This is a genomic window from Kitasatospora sp. NPDC057965 (assembly GCF_042887135.1).
Taxonomy (GTDB): domain Bacteria; phylum Actinomycetota; class Actinomycetes; order Streptomycetales; family Streptomycetaceae; genus Kitasatospora.
In genome coordinates, this window is record NZ_JBHVPZ010000001.1 from 256,015 (window position 1) to 276,130 (window position 20,116).

The window sequence follows — 20,116 nt, forward strand, 5'->3', positions numbered from 1 at the left end:
AGAACCACATGATCACCAACCTGCTGGTCGCCAACCGCGGCGAGATCGCCCGCCGGATCTTCCGCACCTGCCGCGACCTCGGCATCGCCACCACCGCGGTGTACGCGGACCCGGACGCCGGGGCGCCGCACGTCCGGGAGGCTGACGCCGCCGTCCGGCTGCCCGGCGCGGCGCCCGCCGACACCTACCTGGGGGGAGCGCTGATCGTCGAGGCCGCGCTCGCCGCCGGCGCCGACGCCGTGCACCCGGGCTACGGCTTCCTCTCCGAGGACGCCGGTTTCGCGCGGGCCGTGCGGGCGGCCGGGCTGGTCTGGGTCGGCCCGGAACCGGCGGCGATCGAGGCGATGGGCTCCAAGACCGCTGCCAAGCGCCTGATGGCCGCCGCAGGGGTACCCGTGCTCGACGCGCTGGACGCACCCACCGAGGCCGACCTGCCGCTGCTGGTCAAGGCGGCGGCCGGCGGCGGCGGGCGCGGTATGCGTGTGGTGCGGGCCCTCGCCGACCTGCCGGGCGAACTCGCCGCCGCCCGCGCCGAGGCCGCCCAGGCCTTCGGCTCGGACGAGGTGTTCTGCGAGCGCTACCTGCCCGCCGGCCGGCACGTCGAGGTGCAGCTGCTCGCGGACGCGCACGGCACGGTCTGGGCGGTCGGGGACCGGGACTGCTCGCTCCAGCGGCGCCACCAGAAGGTCGTCGAGGAGGCCCCCGCGCCCGGGCTCGACCCGGCGGTGCGCGCAGCCCTGAACGAGGCCGCGGTGACCGCCGCCAAGGCGATCGGCTACACCGGCGCCGGGACGGCCGAGTTCCTGCTCGGACCGGACGGCCGCTGCTGGTTCCTGGAGATGAACACCCGGCTGCAGGTCGAGCACCCGGTCACCGAGGCGGTCACCGGCCTCGACCTGGTCGCCCTGCAGCTCGCGGTGGCCGAGGGCCGGGCGCTGCCGGGTCCGACCGCCCCGCCGATCACCGGCCACGCGATCGAGGCCCGGCTCTACGCCGAGGACCCGGCACACGACTGGCGGCCCGCCACCGGCACCCTGCACCGCATCGAACTCACCGTCCCGCACGAGGAGTTCACCGGTCGAGGGGTCCGGCTGGACTCCGGCGTCGGGGACGGCTGCGCGATCACCCCGCACTACGACGCGCTGCTCGCCAAGGTGATCGCCTGGGCGCCGACCCGGGCCGCCGCCGCCCGGCGGCTGGCGGACGCGCTCGCCCGCGCCCGGATCCACGGGCCCGCCACCAACCGGGCGTCACTGGTCCGCGCCCTGCGTCACCCGGCGTTCCTGGCCGGGCGGTTGCACACCGGCTTCCTGGCCGAGCACGCCGACGCCCTGACCGCCCCGCCCGACCCGCACGCCGAGCGGCTCGCCGCCCTGGCAGCGGCGCTCGCCGACGCCGCCGCCCGCCGCACCGCGCTGCCCTCCGGCTGGCGCAACCTGCCCTCCCAGCCGCAGCTCAAGCGCTACCGGTCGGAGGACGGCGCCGAGCGGGAGGTCCGCTACCGGCTCACCCGCACCGGGCTGCGGGCCGAGGGCCACCCGGACGTCGAACTGCTCGACGCCGCGCCCGACCTGGTCGTACTGCGCGAGGGCGGGGTGCGGCGCGCCTACCGGGTCGCCCGTTACGGGGACCGGGTGCACATCGACACGCCCGCCGGCGCCACCGCGCTCACCGCCCTGCCGCGCTTCGCCGAAGCCCCGGTGCGCACCGACCCCGGCGAGCTGCTCGCCCCGATGCCCGGCACCGTGGTGCGCACCACCGCCGCCGTCGGGGACGCCGTCACCGCCGGCCAGTCGCTGCTCGTGCTGGAGGCGATGAAGATGGAGCACCGGATCGCCGCCCCGGCCGACGGGATCCTGGTCGAACTGCGCGCCGCCCCGGGCCGGCAGGTCGAGACCGGCACCCTGCTCGCCGTCGTGAAGCCCCCCGCACCGTCCCCCGCACCGTCCCCCGGACCGTCTCCCGTGCAGCCCCTCGCACCGTCCCCCGAAGAGGTCTGAGGAAGGACCGCGCATGTCCGCCATCGGCAGCCAGCTCCTCGAAACCCCCGAACGCCGCGCCCTGCGCGGCGCCGTCGCCGCCCTCGGCGCCCGCTTCGGGTCCGCCTACTACCTCGCCCGGGCCCGGGCCCACGAACCCGCCGAGGAACTCTGGTCCGAGGCCGGCAAGGCCGGCTACCTCGGCGTCAACCTCCCCGCCGAGTACGGCGGGGGCGGCGGCGGGATCGGCGACCTCGCGATCGTCCTGGAGGAACTCGGCACCGCCGGCTGCCCGTTGCTGCTGCTGATCGTCTCCCCGGCGATCTGCGGCACCGTGATCGCCCGCTACGGCACCGAGGAGCAGAAGCGCCACTGGCTGCCCGGCCTCGCCGACGGCAGCCGCCGGATGGCCTTCGGCATCACCGAACCGGACGCCGGCTCCAACTCCCACCGGATCTCCACCGTGGCCCGGCGCGACGGCGTGGACTGGCTGCTGACCGGCCGCAAGGTGTTCGTCTCCGGCATCGACCACTGCGACGCCGTGCTGTTCGTCGCCCGCACCGAGGACGCCCGCACCGGGCGGCTGAAGCCCGCGCTGTTTGTCGTCCCGCGCGACACGCCCGGCTTCGAGTACCGGCCCATCGCGATGGAACTCGTCGCCCCCGAACGGCAGTTCCAGGTCTTCCTGGACGACGTCCGGCTGCCGGCCGACGCGCTGGTCGGCGACGAGGACGCCGGACTGCTCCAGCTGTTCGCCGGCCTCAACGCCGAGCGGATCATGACCGCCGCGTTCTCGCTGGGCCTCGCCCGCCAGGCGCTCGGCAAGGCCGTCGAGTACGCCCGCACCCGCACCGTCTGGTCCACCCCGATCGGCGCCCACCAGGGCCTCGCGCACCCGCTCGCCCAGTGCGCGGTGGAGATCGAACTGGCCCGGCTGATGACCCAGAAGGCCGCCCTGCTCTACGACGCGGGCGAGGACGCCGCCGCCGGGGAGGCCGCCAACATGGCCAAGTACGCGGCCGGCGAGGCCGCCGCCCGCACCGTCGACCAGGCCGTGCAGACCCTCGGCGGCAACGGCCTCACCCAGGAGTACGGGCTCGCCGCGCTGCTCGCCGCCACCCGGGTCGGCCGGGTCGCCCCGGTCAGCCGCGAGATGGTCCTCAACTACGTGGCCCAGCACACCCTCGGCCTGCCGAGGTCCTACTGAGGTCCTACTGAGGTCCTGCTGAGGTCCTACCGAGGTCCTGTCGAAGCCCTCCACGGGAACCGGCGGGTCGGCCGGGGCCCGGATTCTCGAACGGATCGTCGCATCATCGTTCTGACATCTGACCGAATCCCCCGCACGGGAACCCCCTGGACCTGCCCCCACCTCGGAATTCGCCATACCGCGCCACCCCCGCGCCCCGCGCGCTCCGCCAAACGTCCGTCACTGGGGCGCACCGGGCGCCCACTGTCCGTATGCTCCTGTCCGCACGCCGCACGGCCGGTCGCAACGACCTCCAGCCGGCCGTCCCGCCCCGCGCCAACAACCGCACAGGAGGCACGCCTTGGTGTTCCACAGCGAGTTCCCGGACGTCGGCATCGTCGACCTCGCCCTGCACGACGCCGTCCTCGGCGAGGCCGAGCGGCACGGCGACCGGCCCGCCCTCATCGACGGGATCACCGGCGAGACCGTCAGCTACGCACAACTCGCGCATGCCGTCCGGCGGGTGGCCGCCGGACTCGCCGAGGCGGGCGTCCGCCCGGGCGACGTGGTGGCCCTGTTCAGCCCCAACAGCATCCGCTACCCGATGGCGTTCTTCGGAGCCACCCGGGCCGGTGCCACCGTCACCCCGGTCTCCTCGCTCACCACCCACGGCGAACTCGCCGTCCAGCTCGCCGACAGCGGCGCCCGCTGGCTGATCACCGTCTCGCCGTTCCTGCCCACCGCCCGCGCCGCCGCCGACCGGATCGCCGCCGAGGGCCGTCCGCTGGCCGGGATCGTCGTCCTGGACGGCGCCGAGGGCCACCTCTCACTCGCCGACCTGCTCGCCGCCACCGGCCCCGAGCCCGAAATCGCCCTCGACCCGGCCGAGTCCATCGCCGTCCTGCCCTACTCCAGCGGCACCACCGGCCTGCCCAAGGGCGTGATGCTCACCCACCGCTCGATCGCCACCAACCTCGCCCAGACCGACGCCGTCTTCCGCCCCAAGCCCGGCGAGCGCCTCCTCGCGGTCCTGCCCTTCTTCCACATCTACGGCCTCGCCGCCCTGCTCCACCAGCCGCTGCGCTGCGGCGCCACCGTCGTCGTCCTGCCCCGCTTCGACCTGGAGCAGTTCTGCCGAACCGTCCAGGACCACCGGGTGCAGTCCGTGCTCGCCGCCCCGCCGATCGTGCTCGCCCTCGCCAAGCACCCGGTCGTCGAGCAGTACGACCTCTCCTCCGTGGAGTACCTGCTGTGCGCGGCCGCCCCGCTGGACGGCGAACTCGCCGAAGCCTGCGCCCGCCGGCTCGGGCTGTCGCACATCCTCCAGGGCTACGGCATGACCGAGCTCTCCCCGGTCTGCCACGTGATGGACCCGACCGACCCGGACCCCTCCCCGGGCTCGGTCGGCCGGATGGTGCCCTCCACCGAACTGCGGGTCACCGCCCTCGACGGCACCGGCGCCGACCTCGGCACCGGCGAGCACGGCGAGCTGCTGATCCGCGGCCCGCAGGTGATGAAGGGCTACTTCGGCCGCCCCTCCGACACCGCCGCCACCGTCGACGACGACGGCTGGCTGCACACCGGCGACATCGGGTTCGTCGACGAGCGCGGCTACCTGTACATCGTCGACCGGGTCAAGGAGCTGATCAAGTACAAGGGCTACCAGGTCGCCCCCGCCGAACTGGAGGCGCTGCTGCTCAGCCACCCGCAGATCGCCGACGCCGCCGTGATCGGGGTGCGCGACGCCGAGGGCACCGAGAGCCCCAAGGCCTTCGTGGTCCGCGCCCCCGGCAGCGCCCTCACCGAGCAGGAGGTCACCGCCTTCGTGGCCGGCCAGGTCGCGCCGTACAAGAAGGTGCGGTCGGTGGAGTTCCTGGACGCCGTGCCGAAGTCCGCGGCCGGCAAGATCCTGCGCCGCGAGCTGCGCGAGCGCGAGGCGGCCGCCGCCCGCTGAACCGGCCGCCCGGCGACTCCCGGTGCGGCCGTCCCACCGGCCGCACCGCCCCTCACCAGCGTCCGCGGGGCCACCGTCTGCGAGGATCGACCGGCCGACACCCCCGCACGGACAGGAACCGCCGCCGCCGATGACCACCCACCCGGGCGCCGCCCGCACCCCCCGGCAGGACCGCAGCCGCGCCACCCGGGCCCGGCTGCTCGCCGCGGCGGTCGACTGCCTCGCCGAGCTCGGCTGGAACGGCTCCACCGTCGCCGTCGTCGCCGAGCGCGCCGGCGTCTCCCGGGGCGCGGCCCAGCACCACTTCCCGACCCGCGAGGACCTCTTCACCGCGGCCGTCGAACACGTCACCGCCGAACGGCTGGCCGCCGTCCGGGCCCACGCCGACGCACTTCCCGCCGCCGGCCCGGCCCGCACCGAAGCGGTCGTCGACATGATCGTCCGCCTCTACACCGGCCCGCTGTTCCGCGCCGCCCTCCACCTGTGGGTCGCCGCCGCCACCGAGGAACCGCTGCGCGAGCGGATCATCGGCCTGGAAGGTCATCTCGGCCGCGAGGCCCACCGCGCCGCCGTCGAGTTCCTCGGGGCCGACGAGACGCACCCCGGTGTGCGCGAAACCGTGCAGGCCACCCTCGACATGGCCCGCGGCCTCGGCCTCGCCAATCTGCTCACGGACGACAGCGCCCGACGATCCGGAGTGATCCGGCAGTGGGCGGGCCTTCTGGAGAGTACGCTGCGGCCGGTAGGCCCATGACGCCCGTACACCTGGACGACCCGCGCCCCTCACCAAGGGGTCGCCGGGCGGCCGATGTCCGTGCAGTCTGGAGAAGAACCCCGACCGCACGGACCCACGAGGTCCGTCCGGCCGGGCACGAGCCGAACCGGGGTACAGCCTGATCATGCGGAGAGACGAGTGGGACGCCACCAACGCCACCGGCCCCGGAGCCGGCGCCACGCCCGCACGCCTGGACGGCCATCGCCTCCTTCCGCTCGCCACCGCCCTGCTCCAGGACGACGGCCGCATCCTGCACTGGAGTGAGGACGCCGAGGCCCTGCTCGGCTGGACCGCCGAGGAGGCCGTCGGCAGCCACGCCGCCCGGCTGCTCACCGAGGACGACAGCCGCCCCGAGGTCCTCGAACTCTTCGCGCGCATCCTCGGCGGCAAGGGCTGGTCCGGCATCCACCCGCTGCGCCACCGCGACGGCCACACCGTCGAGCTGGAGTTCCGCACGTACCCGATCGCCGGCCCCGGCGGCACCCTGCTGGTGCTCGCCACCGCCTCCGACACCGCGGCCCTGCACCGGGTCGAGGCCGACCTCGCCGTCCTCGACGGCATCTTCGGCCAGTCCCCGATCGGCATGGCCGTCTACGACACCGAGCTGCGCTACGTCCGGCTCAACGAGTCCCTGGCCCGGATGAACGGCCTGCCCGTCGCCGACCACCTCGGCCGGCGGATCAGCAGCATCCTGCCCGGCATCAACAGCACCGAGATAGAACAGCTCATGAAGCAGGTGCTGACCACCGGCCGGCCCGTGGTCGACGCCCGCTCGCACGGCCGCGTCCCCGGCGACCCGCGCCGCGACCGGGCCTGGTCCGCCTCCTACTTCCGGCTGGAGGACTCCGCCGGCCGGGTCTTCGGCGTCTGCTCCTCGATCATCGACGTCACCGAGCGCTTCCAGGCCGAGGCCCGCGCCGCCCGCGCCCAGGAACGCCTCGCCACCATCGCCGAGGCCACCGCCCGGATCGGCACCACCCTCGACCTCCAGCGCACCGCCGAGGAGCTCATCGAGGCCGTCGTCCCCCGGTTCGCCGACTTCGCCACCGTCGACCTGCTGGAGACGGTGCTGCGCGGCGCCGAACCCACCCCCGTCCCGGAGGACCGCCCCGTCCAGCTGCGCGCCCTCGCCGTCGGCGAGGCCTACGAGACCGGGCTCGCGAACGCCGTCGACGTCGTCGGCGAGGTCTCCGAGTACGCCCCCGAACGCAGCTACAACCAGTGCCTGCGCAGCGGCCGGCCGCTGCTGCGCGCCCGCGTCGACGCCGAGGTGCTGCGCGGACTGGTCGCCAGCCCGGACCGGGTCGCCCCCGGCCTCGCGGCGGGCATCCACTCCTACCTGATGCTGCCGGTCACCGCCCGGGGCATGGTGCTCGGCGGCGCCGAGTTCATCCGCATGCGCAACCCCGAGCCGTTCACCTCCGCCGACGTCGCCCTCGCCGAGGAGCTCGTCGCCCGCACCGCCCTCGCCATCGACAACGCCCGCCTCTACCGGCGCGAGCGGGAGACCGCGCTCACCCTCCAGCGCAGCCTGCTGCCCCAGGAGATCCACCGCACCCTCGGCCTGGAGATCGCCTACCGCTACCTGCCCTCCAGCGTCACCAGCGAGGTCGGCGGCGACTGGTTCGACGTGGTCCCGCTCTCCTGCGGCCGGGTCGCGCTGGTCGTCGGCGACGTCATGGGCCACGGCATCCGGGCCGCCGCCACGATGGGCCAGCTGCGCACCGTCGCCCGCACCCTGGCCACCCTCGACATGCCGCCCGAGCAGGTGCTCACCCGGCTGGACGAGACCGCCTCGGGCATCGGCGAGGGCCAGTTCGCGACCTGTATCTGCGCCGTCTACGACCCGCTGGAACGCACCCTCCAGGTCGCCTCGGCCGGCCACCTGCCGCCCGTCTGGGTCGCCCCGGACGGCACGCCCCGCCGGGTCGAGATGCCGCCCGGCGTGCCGCTCGGCGTCGGCGGGGTGGCCTTCGAGTCGATCGAGTTCGCGCTCCCCGAGGGCGGCATGGTCGCCCTCTACACCGACGGCCTGGTCGAACGGCGCGGGCAGGACCTCGACGACGGCATCGACCTGCTCGCCCGCACCCTGTCCGGCTCCGGCCGGACCCTGGAGGAGAACTGCGACGCCGTGCTCGGCGCGCTGGTCAGCGGCGGCAGTGACGACGACATCGCGATGATCATGGCCAGGGTGCTGCCGCTGCCCGCCGACCGGGTCGCCACCCTCCCGCTCACCGGCGGCGGCCGGCTGCCCGGCCAGGCCCGCCGCTTCACCCGCGCCACGCTCGACGCCTGGGGCCTGAGCGCGCTCTGCGACTACGCCGAGCTGCTGGTCAGCGAACTGGTCACGAACGCCCTGCTGCACGCCGACGCCCCGCGCCGGCTGCGGCTCTTCCGCGACCGGGTGCTCACCCTGGAGGTCGCCGACGCCGGCGGCCAGACGCCCCAGCTGCGCCCCTTCGCCGAGCAGGACGAGGGCGGCCGGGGCATGTTCCTGGTCAGCGAACTCGCCCAGCGCTGGGGCAGCCGGCTGACCCGGGACGGCAAGGTGGTCTGGGCGGAGCTGGAACTGCCCTTCGGCACCGTCTGAGCCGCCCGTCCGGGCCACCCGTTCGAGCCCCGGCGGACATGACGGTTCCCCGCACCCCCGGTCGGTGGGGGTACGGGGAACCGTCATGTCTCAGGCGCTCGCCTTCTCCGGTGTCTGCTCCCGGACCGCGGCCGTCTCCTGCGACGACTCCGCCGCCGTGCCGCCGCTCAGCCCGCGCAGCAGCCGCCAGGCCAGTGCCGCCGCGCCCAGCAGCATCACGCCCGCCACGATCCCGGCCGTGTTGAGGCCGTGCACGAAGGACTCCTTGGCGCTCGCCAGCAGCGGCCCGGCCAGGGTGTCCGGCAGCCCGTGCGCGGCCTCCACCGCGCCGCCCAGCGAGTGCCCGGCCTGCGCGGCCGCCGCCGGGTCCGTCCCGGCCGGGACGACCAGCCGGTCCACGTACAGCGCGCCGACCAGCGAGCCGACCAGGGCGATGCCGAGTGCGGTGCCCAGCTCGTAGGCGGTCTCGGAGACCGCCGAGGCGGCGCCCGCCTTGTCGGCGGGGGCGGCGCCGAGCACCAGGTCCGCGCCGAGCGTGTAGACCACGCCCTCAGCGGTGCCGACCAGCAGGAAGGCGACGGCCATCACCAGGTAGGTGGTGTCCTGCTGGACCCAGCCGAGGATGCCGATCCCGGCGCCCATCACCAGCAGGCCGAGGGTGAGCGCCGCCCGGGCCCCGGTGCGGCGCACCAGCCAGGCGGTCAGCAGACCGCCGGCCATCGCACCGGCGAAGGCGGGCAGCTCGGCCAGCCCCGCCTTCAGCGGCGGGTAACCACGGACCAGCTGGAGGTACTGGGAGGTCACGAAGACCACCCCGGAGAGCCCGACCAGCGCGATCAGCGAGGCCAGCACGGCGGCCGTGAAGCGCCGGTTGCGGAAGAGCCGGACGTCCAGCAGCGGGGTCTCCAGCCGCAGCTGACGCCGGACGAAGACGATCAGCGCCAGCGCGCCCAGCAGGCCCGCGACCGGCACGTCCCAGCGGGCGACACCGTGCGCCGCGGCCTCCTTGATCGCGTAGACCACACCGATCACCCCGGCCAGCGACAGCAGCACGCTCAGCACGTCCCAGCGGCCCGGCTTCGGGTCCTTGGACTCCGGCAGCAGCCAGGCGCCGAAGACCAGCAGCAGCGCCAGCACCGGGATGTTCAGCAGGAACACCGAACCCCACCAGAAGTGCTCCAGCAGCACGCCGCCGACCACCGGACCGAGCGCGGCACCGGCGGACGCGGCGGCGCCCCAGATGCCGATCGCGGTGGCCCGCTCGCGGTCGTCCGGGAAGAGCGTGCGGATCAGCGAGAGGGTGGACGGCATGATGGTCGCCCCGGCCACGCCGAGCAGCACCCGGGCCAGGATCAGCCAGCCGGCGCTGGGCGCGTACGCGGCGAGCAGCGAGGCGGCGCCGAACGCGGTGGCACCGGCCAGCAGCAGCCGCTTGCGGCCGATCCGGTCGCTGAGCGAGCCCATCGAGACCAGCAGGCCGGCCAGGACGAAGGAGTAGGCGTCGCCGATCCAGAGCAGCTGGGTGCCGCTGGGGCGCAGGGTCTCACTGATCGAGGGGATGGCCAGCGACAGGACGGTCGCGTCGACGGCGACCAGGGTGACGGCCAGGACGAGGACGGCGAGGCCGGTCCAGCGCTGGCGGGGCTGGAGGTGGACGGTGCTGCTCATGGGTATCGGTATCCGGTTTCCGGTCCGCGGTGCGGTGGACGGGGGTGGGGATCAGTGCGGGCGCGGGGTGCGCAGGGCGCCGCCGAGGAAGAGCTCGGCCAGCGAGAAGGTGGCGTCGCGCGGGGCCAGCCGGCCGTCCTGGACGGCCCAGCCGATCCCGGCGAGCAGGTCCAGGAACGCCTCGCTGAGCCAGGCCGCGGAGAGCTCGATGCGGAACACGCCCTGCTGCTGTCCGCGCAGGAAGAGCGCGTGCAGCCGGGCGACCTGGACCTCCCAGAGCTCGTTGACGGCCTCGTCGTCGTAGAGCTGGCTCTCGCCGGTCAGGTAGGCGCAGAGCATGGCGTCCGGGACGACCGCCTCGGTGAGCCGGCGCAGCGCGTCGTGCGCGTCGCCCTCCTCGACGGCGGCGGTGTCGAAAGCCGAGGCGAGGCGCTGCAGTGCGAGCATGCCGACCTCGCGGATCAGCGCCTCCCGCCCCGGGAAGAGCCGGTGCAGGGTGGCGCGGCTGATGCCCGCGGCGCGGGCGATCTCGTCGAGGTGGGCGGTCGGGCGGCGGGAGAGCACGCCGACGGCGGCTTCGAGCACGGAGTCACGGTCGGTGGCCATGGAACGAGTGTACGTCGAATGAGACGCTGATGTCTCAGAATTAATTCGGACGTCTCGTTCGAGGCGTGTCCGTACCGGGGCCGGACGACAAAGAACCGGGGACGGCGCCTGCCGTCCCTGGTTCTCGTCCCGGCCCGTCCCGGCCGGTCAGCTCTGGTTGTAGAAGCCGGTGTCGTCGAGCGGGCGGTCGATCACCATCACCTCGACGTCCGCCGGGGTGAGCAGGAACACCCGGCGGGCGATCCGCTCGATGCCGCCGCGGGTGCCGAAGATCAGACCGGAGGCGAAGTCGACCATGCGCTTGGCCTCGGCCTCCTCCATCTCGGTGAGGTCCATGACCACCGGGGTGCTCGCCCGGATGTGCTCGCCGACCGTGCGGGCCGCCTCGAATCCGGTCGGCCGCAGGGAGACGATCTTCGTGGGGGCGGGGGAGGACGGTACCGTCTCCTGCTCGACCCACTCGTCCTCGTACACCGCGGCCGGGTAGCTCCCGGAGGGCATCAGCCACCCGTTGTGGTGCTCGTCGCGAAGTGCTCCCATGCCGCGCCTCCCTGCCTCTGTTCCGATACAGGTCCCCCGGTGCGCGTGCCCTTTTGACACGTCATCCACTCGTCGGAACTGTCCGAGTATCGCACTGATCACCGGTGTCGTGCCCGCTCGCGCCGTCCGTACGAGTCGCGCCGTGCCGACGGCCCGGGCGGACCCGGGCACCAGAAGCGACGCGGCGGAGGGACGTACGGTTGCGCGCGTAGAAGATATCGGTCGGGTCCACCGGGCAATTGACCTTCTGTCAACAATGCGGGAACGATTTCACACGGGACCGACAACGGCCCCGTCCGGCCGAGCGCATCGGCGTGTCCCGCGCCCGGCGCGCCGCCCCGGGCGCCCCGCGCTCAGGCCTGGACCGCGCGCCGCCGCCGGACGGCCGCCCGGACCACCGGGACCAGGCCCGCGACGCCGATCAGCCCGACCAGCCCGGCCGAGAGCAGGAAGCCGGTCGACCCCGGCTCGCGCGCGGTGGCCGCCGCGGCGACGTAGACCGCCGTGACCGGGACCACCCCGAGCGCGGTCGCGAGGATGAACGCCGGGAAGCGGACCCCGGAGACGGCCGCGCCGTAGGTGGCCGCCTGGAACGGCAGGCCGGGGAGGAGCCGGAGCAGCAGGACGCTGCGGAACCCCTGGTCGGTGAAGCGCCGGTCGAGCGCCAGCAGCATCCGCCCGCGCAGGAAGCGCCGGAGCGCGTCCTGCCCCAGCCAGCGGGCCAGGCCGAAGGCGACCGCAGCCCCGAGCGTGGTGCCCAGCACGGCCAGCAGCAGCCCCTGCTGCACGCCGAGCAGCAGTCCGGCGGCCGCGTTCAGGGCCGGCCGGGGGAAGAAGGCCACCGTACCGACCGCGTACACCGCGGTGAACAGCGGAACGCGCCAGTACCAGGGCGCCCCGGTGAACAGGCTGCCGTCGAACAGGGCGGTCGGGCTCCACAGCAGCAGCGAGGCCGTCGCCGCGCCGAGGATCGCCACCAGCAGGGCGAACCGCGGCCACGGCGAACGCTCCGGCGGGTCGGCCGGGGCGGGACCGGGCGGAGGCGGGGAGGTCACGGGTTCGGGCACGGCCCGAGCCTAACCGGGCGCCCGGCCCGCCCAGCACACGGGTGCGGGGCGGACCGGGCGCGGGGAGGGGCCGGTCAGAAGTACCAGCGCTGGTTGGGGTCGGCGTTCAGCTTCCACTGGCCGATAGGCGTGCCGTCGGCGGTGCTTCCCTCGAAGAGGTCGAGGTGGAGCCCGCTGTACAGGTTCGACACGTAGAACTCCGGCTTCCACCCGCGAGGGTAGACGTGCCACGCCTGGTTGAGGCCGCGGTTGCAGGTCCACTGGACGGCCTGGGTGCCCGGGGTGGTGCTGTAGTTGGGGATGTCCAGGCACTTACCGCTGTGGACGTTGACGATCTCTCCGTAGTCGGTTCTGATCCACTGCTGGTTGGCGCCGCTGTGACAGCTCCACTGGCGGACGGGGGCGCCGTCGTCGGTCCGCCAGTCGGCGACCTCCATGCATTTGCGGCCGGCCATGTTGCTGATCGTCGTCGGGGCCGATTCGGCGTGGGCTCCGGTGGGCGCGGCGAGGACGAGCGCGCCGGCGGCGGTGAGCACGGCGGCGGCCGCGCTCAGACGCCGAGGGGTGGTGCGGTGGGTGCGCACGGTGATCTCCCGGGTGACTAGAAGCCGGCCGGCCTGGGCGAGTAGAACCACTTCTGGTTGAGCCCGTAGTTCCCGTGCCACTGGATCACCGGTGTGCCGGGCGTCGGGTCCTCGGCGCGGACGTCCAGCAGCAGCCCGCTGTTGACGTTGGTCAGGGTGTACAGGCCGACGTGGTGGACCAGGCTGGTGCTCCACTTCTGGTTGTTGCCGCCGTTGCACGGCCAGATGATGGCCTGCACGCCCTCCTCGGTGCTGCTGAAGGGGATGTCCAGGCACTTGCCGCTCTGCACGCTGATCAGCTCGTGGTCGGCGGTCCAGTACCACTTCTGGTTGTCGCCGCCGTTGCAGGGCCACTGCTCGACGGGCGCGCCGGGGTCGGTCCGTTGGCCGGTGACGTCCAGGCACTGCTCGACGGGCGAGTGGTTGGCGGTGATCAGTGCGAACGGCTCGTCGGGTCCGGCCTGCGCGGTGGTCGGGGTGACGAGGCCGAGTGTTCCGGCGGCGGTGAGGACGGCGGCCGCCGCGCCGAGGCGGCGGGTGGTGCGACGACGGATCATGGGAATCCCCTCGATGCGTACGGGACGGGAAGATCGCCGCGCGGTCGGTCGCGCGGTCAGCTGTGCGGGCCGGTCCAGGGGAGCGTGTCGTAGCTCCACTTCTGGTTGTTGCCGCCGTTCCAGGCCCACTGGACGACCCTGGCTCCGTTGGCGGCGCTGCCGCCGGCCAGGTCGAGTAGGAGCCCGCTGTTGAGGTTGACGATCAGGCGGGTGCCGTCGGGCAGGCGGTTGGCGTCGCTCCACCGCTGCTCGGGGTTGCCGTTGCAGGTCCGCTGCTCGACCTGGACGCCCCAGACGGTCGAGGCCTTGGGGATCTCCAGGCATCTGCCGCTGTTCACGTTGACCAGCTGGCCGGCGTCGGTCCAGTGCCACTTCTGGTTGGCGTAGCCGGTGCAGGTCCACTGGCGGCCGGGGGCGCCGTCGTCGGTGCGCCAGTCGGCGATCTCCAGGCACTTGCCGCTGGCGACGTTGAGGAGCGCGATCTGCGGGCTGTTCTCCTCCGCCGCCGCCGGTGCGGCGGGCAGCGTCGCGGCGAGGGCGGCGGCGAGGGCGGTGGCGGCGCCGAGACGGGCCGCGCGGGTGCGGAGAGGGGTGCTCACGGTTCCTCCTGCGGGTCGGTGGGCGGGCCCTGGCCGGGGCCTGGCCGGGTGCGGGTGGTCAGGCGGTCGGGCCCGGGGTGAAGTTCGAGGGGATCCAGATCTGGTTGTAGGCGACGGGCACGTCGATCGGGTTCCACTGGATGACGGGCGCGCCGTCGGCCTTGCTGCCGAAGGCGACGTCGAGGACGAGCGCGCTGTTCACGTTGGCGTAGCGGCGCGTCCCGGAGTGCATCAGCTGCTCGGACCACTGCTGGTTGGTGCCGCCGTTGCAGCGCCACACCACGGGCTGGGTGCCGGGCTCGGTGCTGTAGCCGGGGATGTCCAGGCACGTTCCGCTGTTCACGTTGACCAGCAGGCCGCCGGCGGCCCGGAACCACTTCTGGTTGGCGCCGCCGGTGCAGGTCCACTGGCGGACGGGGGCGCCGTCGTCGGTGCGCCAGTCGGCCACCTCCAGGCACTTGCCGGAGTCGAGGTTCGTGATGGCGAACGGGTCGGTGGGCGGGGTGGGGTTGGAGGTGTCGGCCTGCGCGGCGGGCGCGGCGAGGGCGAGGGCGGCGGTGAGGGTGAGCAGGACGGCGGCGGGGCGGATGGACATGGGACTCCTCGGGGGTGATCGGTCCCGGTGCCGGGACGGCGACGCGTCCCGGCACCGGGACCCGCTGTCAGAAGGAAGGCAGGGTGATCTGGGGGTCGATCCCGATCCAGAGCTGGTTGTCGCCCCCGTTGGCCCCCCAGGTGACCACCGGGGCGCCGTCGGAGGTGTCGTAGCCGTACACGTCTAGGACCAGCCCGAGGGGGGTGGGCACGGTGTTGGGCGAGGGCCGGCCGACGCCGGGGGTCCGCCAGGACTGGCCGTAAGGGGTTCCGAGTTCGATGCAGGGCCACTGCATCAGCTGGGTGCCCCACGCGGTGGAGTCCCACGGGACGTCCAGGCACTTGCCGCTGTGCAGGTTCGTCAGGAGGCCGTAGTTGCTGTTGCTCCACTGCTGGTTGGCACCGCCGGTGCAGGTCCACTGGCGGACGGGCGCGCGGTCGGCGGTGCTCCAGTCGGCGACCTCAAGGCATTTGCCCGTGGCCACGTTGCGGATCTCGAAGTAGGGCGAGAATCTGTGGACCCGCCCGGCGTGGGCGGCACCGGGTGAGACCAGGACGGCCGCCGCCGCGGCGACGAACGCGCCGAGCGCGGCGCCGAGACGGCGGGTGGGGGAGGTGGTGCGGGTGGACACGGTGCGGTTCTCCTCTACTGGTGGGGTCGCCGGTCGTCGGCGTAGGCGCCGGAACCGGGATCGGGCAGGGTTCGGCGTCAGAAGTTGACCCGGGTCTCCAGGCCCGTCCAGATCTGGTTGGCGCCGCCGTTGGGCCCCCAGGTGACGACCGGGGCACCGTCGGAGGGGTCGAAGCCGTAGACGTCGAGGACCCCGAAGGCGCTGCCCACGTAGTCGGGCGAGGGCCGGTTGACGTGGGGGACGGACCAGAGCTGGTTGTCGGCCGAGGGCCGGAAGTGGCATCCCCAGATGACCAGCTGGGTACCCAGCACGGTGCTGGAGCCGGGCACGTCCAGGCACGAGCTGCTTCCCGCGTTGAGGAGCTGGCCGTTGCTGTTGGCGGTCCACAGCTGGTTGGCGCCGCCGTGGCAGGTCCACTGGCGGACGGGGGCGCCGTCGTCCTTGCGCCAGTCGGCGACCTCCAGGCACTTGCCGGTCGCCGCGTTGCGGAGCTCGAAGTACAGGGTGTAGCGGGGGATCTGCTCGGCATGGGCGGCGCCGGGTGAGACCAGCGCGGCCGCGGCGGCGGTGGCGAGTGCGCCGAGGGCCGCGCCGAGGCGGCGTCTTCGGGCGGGGGCGTCTTCGGTCACGGTTGTCCTCCTGAGGTGCGACGGGTGGTGCGCTCGGACAGGAAGCCGAGGAGTCGGATCCAGGACTCCCTTGCGGCGTCGCGGTGTTGGACAGCCGTCAGTTCGAAATAGTTGTGCGGAGCCTGAGGAAAAGTCATGAACTCGTGTTCACAGCCGGCTCCGGTGAGCGCGGCGTCGAAGGCGGCGACCGCGCTCGGCGGGATGTGCTCGTCGGCGCCGCCCCAGAAGGCGAGGATCGGCGCGCTCAGTCCGGCGGCGAGCTGGGTCGGCCCCGGGGCGCCGTTGATGGTGTCGGGGTAGCCGTAGAAGCCGACCGCGCCGGCCAGGCCGAAGCGCGGTGCGGCGGTGCGGAAGGCCTGGCGGCCGCCGAAGCAGAAGCCGAGCGCGACGACCTCGGCGGCGCCCAGCGCGCGCAGCCGGTCGATGCCCGCGGCGAGGTCGGCGTCGAGGCCCTCGGGCGTGAGGGCGAGCAGGTGCGGCAGCAGGTTCGGCAGCTCGCCGAATTCCGGCGCGCGATCCTTCGGCTCGGCTCCGGCGGTGCGGCCGTAATAGTCGACGACGAGCGCCGGGAATCCCTGCTCGGCGAGTCGGACGGCGGTCCGCCGGTAGAAATCGGAAAGGCCCTTGTTGTCCGGCAGCACGAGCACGCCCGGCCCGGCCGGGTGCTCCGGGCGGGCCAGGAAGGCGCCGAGCGCCATGCCGTCGGCCGAGGTCAGAGTGAGGTCGGCGGTCTCGGCGAGGGCGTGGGTGGCGGGGGTGAAGACGGGCGGGGCGGCATCGGCCTCGTAGCACATGGGAAATCCTTCGCAACAGCGGAACCGCCGGGCACGCGGTGCGCGTGCCCGGCGGTTCGAGATGCTAGCGAGAATTCCCCGAGGAATTTCCCATCATATCGCAGGGGTATTTTTTTCGAAAGCGTTCTTTGATTCCGGAGTGATCACGCTTTCCGGGCCGGGGCCGTCCGCGGCCTGCCCCTCGGCCCGGCGCAGCGCCCCCGCGCTCAGCAGCAGGGCCACGGAGAGCGCGGTGACCACGCCGAAGGAGGCGGTCAGCGAGGTGGCCTGGGCGAGTCCGCCGACGATCGCCGGGGCGATCAGGCTCGAGGTGTAGGTGACGGTGGCGACGCCGGCGATGGCCTGGCTGGGGTTGCCACCGCTCCGGCCGGCCGCGGCGAAGGCCAGCGGGACCACCACGGCGACGCCGATCCCGATCAGGGCGAAGCCGGGGACGGCGAGCGCGGGGCGGTCGGCCGCGACCACCAGCAGCCCGCCGGCGGTGGCGATCGCACCGCTCAGCCGGGTGGCCCGGACGGCGCCCAGCCGGCGGATCACCGCGTCACCGGCCAGCCGGCTGACCGCCATGGTGAGCGAGAACGCGGTGTAGGCGGCCGCCGCCACGGCGGGTGAGGCGCCGGTGACGTCGCGCAGGTAGACGCCGCTCCAGTCCATCGAGGCGCCCTCGGCGAACACCGCGCAGAAGCCGACCAGTCCGATCACCAGGGAACTGCGCGGCGGCAGCGCGAACCGCGGTGGCGCCTCGGCCTGTTCGGGCGCCCGCAGGTCCGGCAGCGCGCGGCAGGCCGGTTGGGTGAGGGCGAGCAGGACGACGGCGGTGACGGCGATCTGCACCCGGGGGTCGAAGTCCTGATGGGCGGCCAGGATGCCGACGCCGGCCGCCACCAGGCAGCCCGCGCTCCACATCCCGTGCAGCCCGGACATGATGGAGCGGCCGAGCCGCTGCTCGATCTCCACGCCCTGCGCGTTCATCGCGACGTCCGACATGCCCGCCGCCGCGCCGTAGGTCAGCAGGAACAGACAGAGCACCGGCAGTGAGGGGGCCAGTGAGGGCAGTGGGAGGATCAGGCAGCAGAGCGCCAGCAGTCCGCCCACCGCGGCCCGTCCGCCGTAGCGGTGCACGATCCGGCCGGCCAGCGGCATCGCGAGGGACGAGCCGATGGCCGGCATCACCAGGGCCAGCCCGAGCTGGCCGGGGGAGAGGTCGAGGTGGTCCTTGAGCCACGGGATCCGGCTCGCGAAGGTGCCGCCGACGGCGCCGTGCACGGCGAAGACGAGGGCGACGGCGATGCGGGCCCGGCGTGCGGTGCCCCGGTCGTCGAAGAGTGGTCCTGTGGTCGGGCTGGTGGTCATCCGGTTCTTCCCTCCCGGCCGCGCGCGGCGCGGCGGTGCCCTGGGGGTGGTGTGGGGGTGCGGTGGTGCCCGTCGACGTGGCAGTGCGGCGACGGTTCGATAAATTATCAGGAAGGGACCCTGATAGAAACACTCTGGAAGGATGTCCGGCCATGACCACCGCGCGCACGGCCACGCCGAGCACCGCCCGGGCGATCAACGACCGCTTGGCGCTCAACCTGCTGCTCGACCAGGGACCACTCACCGCGACCGAGCTGCGCGATCTCACCGGGCTCTCCCGCCCCACGGTCGCCGACCTGCTCGACCGGCTCCAGCGGACCGGGCTGGTCGCCGTCGTCGGCGAACGCGGCGAGCAGCGCCGCGGCCCCAACGCCCGGCTCTACGCCCTGGTCGCCTCCCGCGCCCACCTCGGGGCCGTCGACGTCCGCTCCGGCGGCGTCACCCTGGTGGTCGCCGACCTGGCCGGGCAGACGCTGGCCGGCGCCGAAGTCGCCGTCGCCGAGCCGGGGCCGGACGCCGCCGCCCACCGCGCCGCCGCCGACCGGATCGTCGCCGCCCTGCTCGACGCCGCCCGCCGGGCCGGCGTCGAGCACCTGCACACCGTCGCCGTCGGCGCCCCCGGCCTGGTCGACCCGGCCACCGGCCGGCTGCAGTCCACCGGAGTGCTGCCCGCCTGGCACGTCGACCTGCTCGCCGCCCTGCGCGAGCTGCCCGGCACCGATGTGATCCTGGAGAACGAGGTCAACCTCGCCGGCCGCGCCGAGTACCGGATCGGCGCCGCCCGCGGCCGGGACGACTTCGTGCTCGTCTGGCTCGGCCACAGCGTGGGCGCGGCCGTCGTCCTGAACGGCAAGCTGCGCCGCGGCGCGGGCGGCGGCACCGGTGAGATCTGCTTCCTGCCCGTCCCCGGCACCGTCTCCCTGCCCTCCGCGACCAGCTGCGAGGGCGGCTTCCACAGCGTCGCCGGCAGCGCCGCCGTCTGCGCGCTGGCCCGCGCCCACGGGCTGCCCGCCGGGCCGGCCGACGACGCCGCGGCCGCCGAGACCGCCGTCCGCGCGGCCCTCGACGCCCTCGGCGACGGGCTGCCGGGCGGGCCGTTCCTGGACGAGCTCGCCGAGCGGATCGCCCTCGGCGTCTCCGCGGTCTGCGTGGTGCTCGACCCCGGCTGCGTCGTGCTCGGCGGCGAGATCGGCCGGGCCGGCGGCGCCGAACTCGCCGCTCGGGTGGAGCGGCGGCTCGCCGGGCTCTCCCCGCTGCGCACCGAGGTCCGCCCCGGCGAGGCGGGCGGCGGCGCGGTGCTCGGCGGCGCCGTGCTCACCGCCGGCGACGCCGTCCGCCGGGACCTCTTCGGCGAACCGTAGGCGCCGTCGTCGAACTCCCGCCCCGGCCCGGACGGCGAGCCGGGGGAGTGCGTGCCGGGACGCGGCTCGGTGGGCGGGAGTTCGAAGGAGGCCCCTACGGGGGTGTGCACCGGCGGTCGGCCGGTACGGCAGGATGGGCCGCGGGCCGGGACCGGGCGGGGGCGGACCAGGGACTCCCGCTTGCCGGCCGACCGTCCGCACCACCGTCAGGAGTCGCAACCATGGGCCAGCCCGGGGCACCGGCCAACCCGTACCGCATCGGCGAGGCCGCCGCGCTGCTCGGCGTGAGCGCCGACACCATGCGCCGCTGGGTGGACGCCGGCCGGATTTCCGCCGAGCGCGACGGGCACGGCCACCGCATCATCGCCGGCGCCGAGCTGGCCGCCTTCGCCCGGGAACTGGCCCGCCCGGAGACGGCCGCCGAGGAGGGCCGGCCCTCCTCGGCCCGCAACCGCTTCCCGGGCATCGTCACCGACGTGGTGCTCGGCGACGTCGCGGCCCAGGTGGAGATTCAGGCCGGGCCGTTCCGGGTGGTGTCGCTGATCAGCCGGGAGTCGGCGGAGGAGCTGGAGCTGGTGCCGGGAGCGGCGGCCACGGCAGTCATCAAGTCCACCAATGTGATGATCGAACGACGCTGAGCGCCCAGAG

The 20,116-nt window shown here is 74.2% G+C and carries 19 protein-coding genes; 7 read left to right on the forward strand and 12 right to left on the reverse strand.

From position 1 onward, the window contains the following. Positions 1 to 8: 8 nt before the first annotated feature. The 5 genes from ACFVVU_RS00970 (at position 9) to ACFVVU_RS00990 (ending at position 8,484) form a co-directional block, all read left to right on the forward strand. Positions 9 to 2,000, forward strand: coding sequence for an acetyl/propionyl/methylcrotonyl-CoA carboxylase subunit alpha (locus tag ACFVVU_RS00970; protein ID WP_387787398.1), 1,992 nt, complete (start codon positions 9 to 11; stop codon positions 1,998 to 2,000). Between the two features lie 13 nt (positions 2,001 to 2,013). Beyond that, positions 2,014 to 3,186 (forward strand): acyl-CoA dehydrogenase family protein, encoded by a 1,173-nt coding sequence (locus ACFVVU_RS00975; protein ID WP_387787400.1) that lies wholly within the window; start codon positions 2,014 to 2,016, stop codon positions 3,184 to 3,186. Between the two features lie 340 nt (positions 3,187 to 3,526). Beyond that, on the forward strand, positions 3,527 to 5,119 hold the full coding sequence (locus ACFVVU_RS00980; RefSeq protein WP_387787403.1) for a 4-coumarate--CoA ligase family protein: 1,593 nt from the start codon (positions 3,527 to 3,529) through the stop codon (positions 5,117 to 5,119). A gap of 130 nt (positions 5,120 to 5,249) precedes the next feature. Continuing rightward, on the forward strand, positions 5,250 to 5,873 hold the full coding sequence (locus ACFVVU_RS00985) for a TetR/AcrR family transcriptional regulator (RefSeq protein ID WP_387787404.1): 624 nt from the start codon (positions 5,250 to 5,252) through the stop codon (positions 5,871 to 5,873). A gap of 145 nt (positions 5,874 to 6,018) precedes the next feature. Then, positions 6,019 to 8,484 (forward strand): SpoIIE family protein phosphatase, encoded by a 2,466-nt coding sequence (locus ACFVVU_RS00990; protein ID WP_387787407.1) that lies wholly within the window; start codon positions 6,019 to 6,021, stop codon positions 8,482 to 8,484. A 90-nt stretch (positions 8,485 to 8,574) separates the two neighbouring features. On the opposite strand, the gene ACFVVU_RS00995 is transcribed toward ACFVVU_RS00990, so the two are convergent. From ACFVVU_RS00995 to ACFVVU_RS01050, 12 genes are all read right to left on the reverse strand, one after another. Continuing rightward, positions 8,575 to 10,152 (reverse strand): MFS transporter, encoded by a 1,578-nt coding sequence (locus ACFVVU_RS00995; RefSeq protein ID WP_380681017.1) that lies wholly within the window; start codon positions 10,150 to 10,152, stop codon positions 8,575 to 8,577. 51 nt (positions 10,153 to 10,203) lie between these two features. Further along, on the reverse strand, positions 10,204 to 10,758 hold the full coding sequence (locus ACFVVU_RS01000; RefSeq protein ID WP_380681020.1) for a TetR/AcrR family transcriptional regulator: 555 nt from the start codon (positions 10,756 to 10,758) through the stop codon (positions 10,204 to 10,206). 147 nt (positions 10,759 to 10,905) lie between these two features. Then, the gene (locus ACFVVU_RS01005) at positions 10,906 to 11,298 is read right to left on the reverse strand and encodes a cell division protein SepF (protein ID WP_380689280.1); all 393 of its coding nucleotides are present in this window, start codon (positions 11,296 to 11,298) and stop codon (positions 10,906 to 10,908) included. Positions 11,299 to 11,651: 353 nt separating this feature from the next. After that, a complete protein-coding gene (locus ACFVVU_RS01010; protein WP_380689277.1) occupies positions 11,652 to 12,365 on the reverse strand; it encodes a TVP38/TMEM64 family protein in 714 nt (237 codons plus the stop codon). A gap of 74 nt (positions 12,366 to 12,439) precedes the next feature. After that, positions 12,440 to 12,949, reverse strand: coding sequence for an RICIN domain-containing protein (locus ACFVVU_RS01015; RefSeq protein ID WP_380689276.1), 510 nt, complete (start codon positions 12,947 to 12,949; stop codon positions 12,440 to 12,442). A 17-nt stretch (positions 12,950 to 12,966) separates the two neighbouring features. Beyond that, positions 12,967 to 13,506: an RICIN domain-containing protein gene (locus ACFVVU_RS01020; protein ID WP_380689275.1), complete on the reverse strand. Its 540-nt coding sequence runs from the start codon at positions 13,504 to 13,506 to the stop codon at positions 12,967 to 12,969. Positions 13,507 to 13,562: 56 nt separating this feature from the next. Beyond that, on the reverse strand, positions 13,563 to 14,105 hold the full coding sequence (locus tag ACFVVU_RS01025) for an RICIN domain-containing protein (RefSeq protein WP_380689273.1): 543 nt from the start codon (positions 14,103 to 14,105) through the stop codon (positions 13,563 to 13,565). A gap of 58 nt (positions 14,106 to 14,163) precedes the next feature. Then, positions 14,164 to 14,700 (reverse strand): RICIN domain-containing protein, encoded by a 537-nt coding sequence (locus tag ACFVVU_RS01030; RefSeq protein WP_387787414.1) that lies wholly within the window; start codon positions 14,698 to 14,700, stop codon positions 14,164 to 14,166. Between the two features lie 67 nt (positions 14,701 to 14,767). Continuing rightward, positions 14,768 to 15,331: an RICIN domain-containing protein gene (locus ACFVVU_RS01035; RefSeq protein WP_380690109.1), complete on the reverse strand. Its 564-nt coding sequence runs from the start codon at positions 15,329 to 15,331 to the stop codon at positions 14,768 to 14,770. Between the two features lie 77 nt (positions 15,332 to 15,408). Then, positions 15,409 to 15,960: an RICIN domain-containing protein gene (locus tag ACFVVU_RS01040; protein ID WP_380690111.1), complete on the reverse strand. Its 552-nt coding sequence runs from the start codon at positions 15,958 to 15,960 to the stop codon at positions 15,409 to 15,411. After that, positions 15,957 to 16,754, reverse strand: a complete 798-nt coding sequence (locus tag ACFVVU_RS01045) for a dienelactone hydrolase family protein (RefSeq protein ID WP_387787418.1) — start codon at positions 16,752 to 16,754, stop codon at positions 15,957 to 15,959. The genes ACFVVU_RS01040 and ACFVVU_RS01045 overlap by 4 nt, the downstream gene beginning before the upstream one ends. A gap of 93 nt (positions 16,755 to 16,847) precedes the next feature. Then, on the reverse strand, positions 16,848 to 18,107 hold the full coding sequence (locus tag ACFVVU_RS01050; protein WP_387787421.1) for an MFS transporter: 1,260 nt from the start codon (positions 18,105 to 18,107) through the stop codon (positions 16,848 to 16,850). A gap of 152 nt (positions 18,108 to 18,259) precedes the next feature. Between ACFVVU_RS01050 and ACFVVU_RS01055 the strand changes: the two genes are divergently transcribed. Continuing rightward, positions 18,260 to 19,468: an ROK family transcriptional regulator gene (locus ACFVVU_RS01055; RefSeq protein ID WP_380714828.1), complete on the forward strand. Its 1,209-nt coding sequence runs from the start codon at positions 18,260 to 18,262 to the stop codon at positions 19,466 to 19,468. Between the two features lie 221 nt (positions 19,469 to 19,689). Continuing rightward, positions 19,690 to 20,106: a molybdopterin-binding protein gene (locus ACFVVU_RS01060; RefSeq protein WP_380688157.1), complete on the forward strand. Its 417-nt coding sequence runs from the start codon at positions 19,690 to 19,692 to the stop codon at positions 20,104 to 20,106. The last annotated feature ends 10 nt before the right edge of the window (positions 20,107 to 20,116 follow it).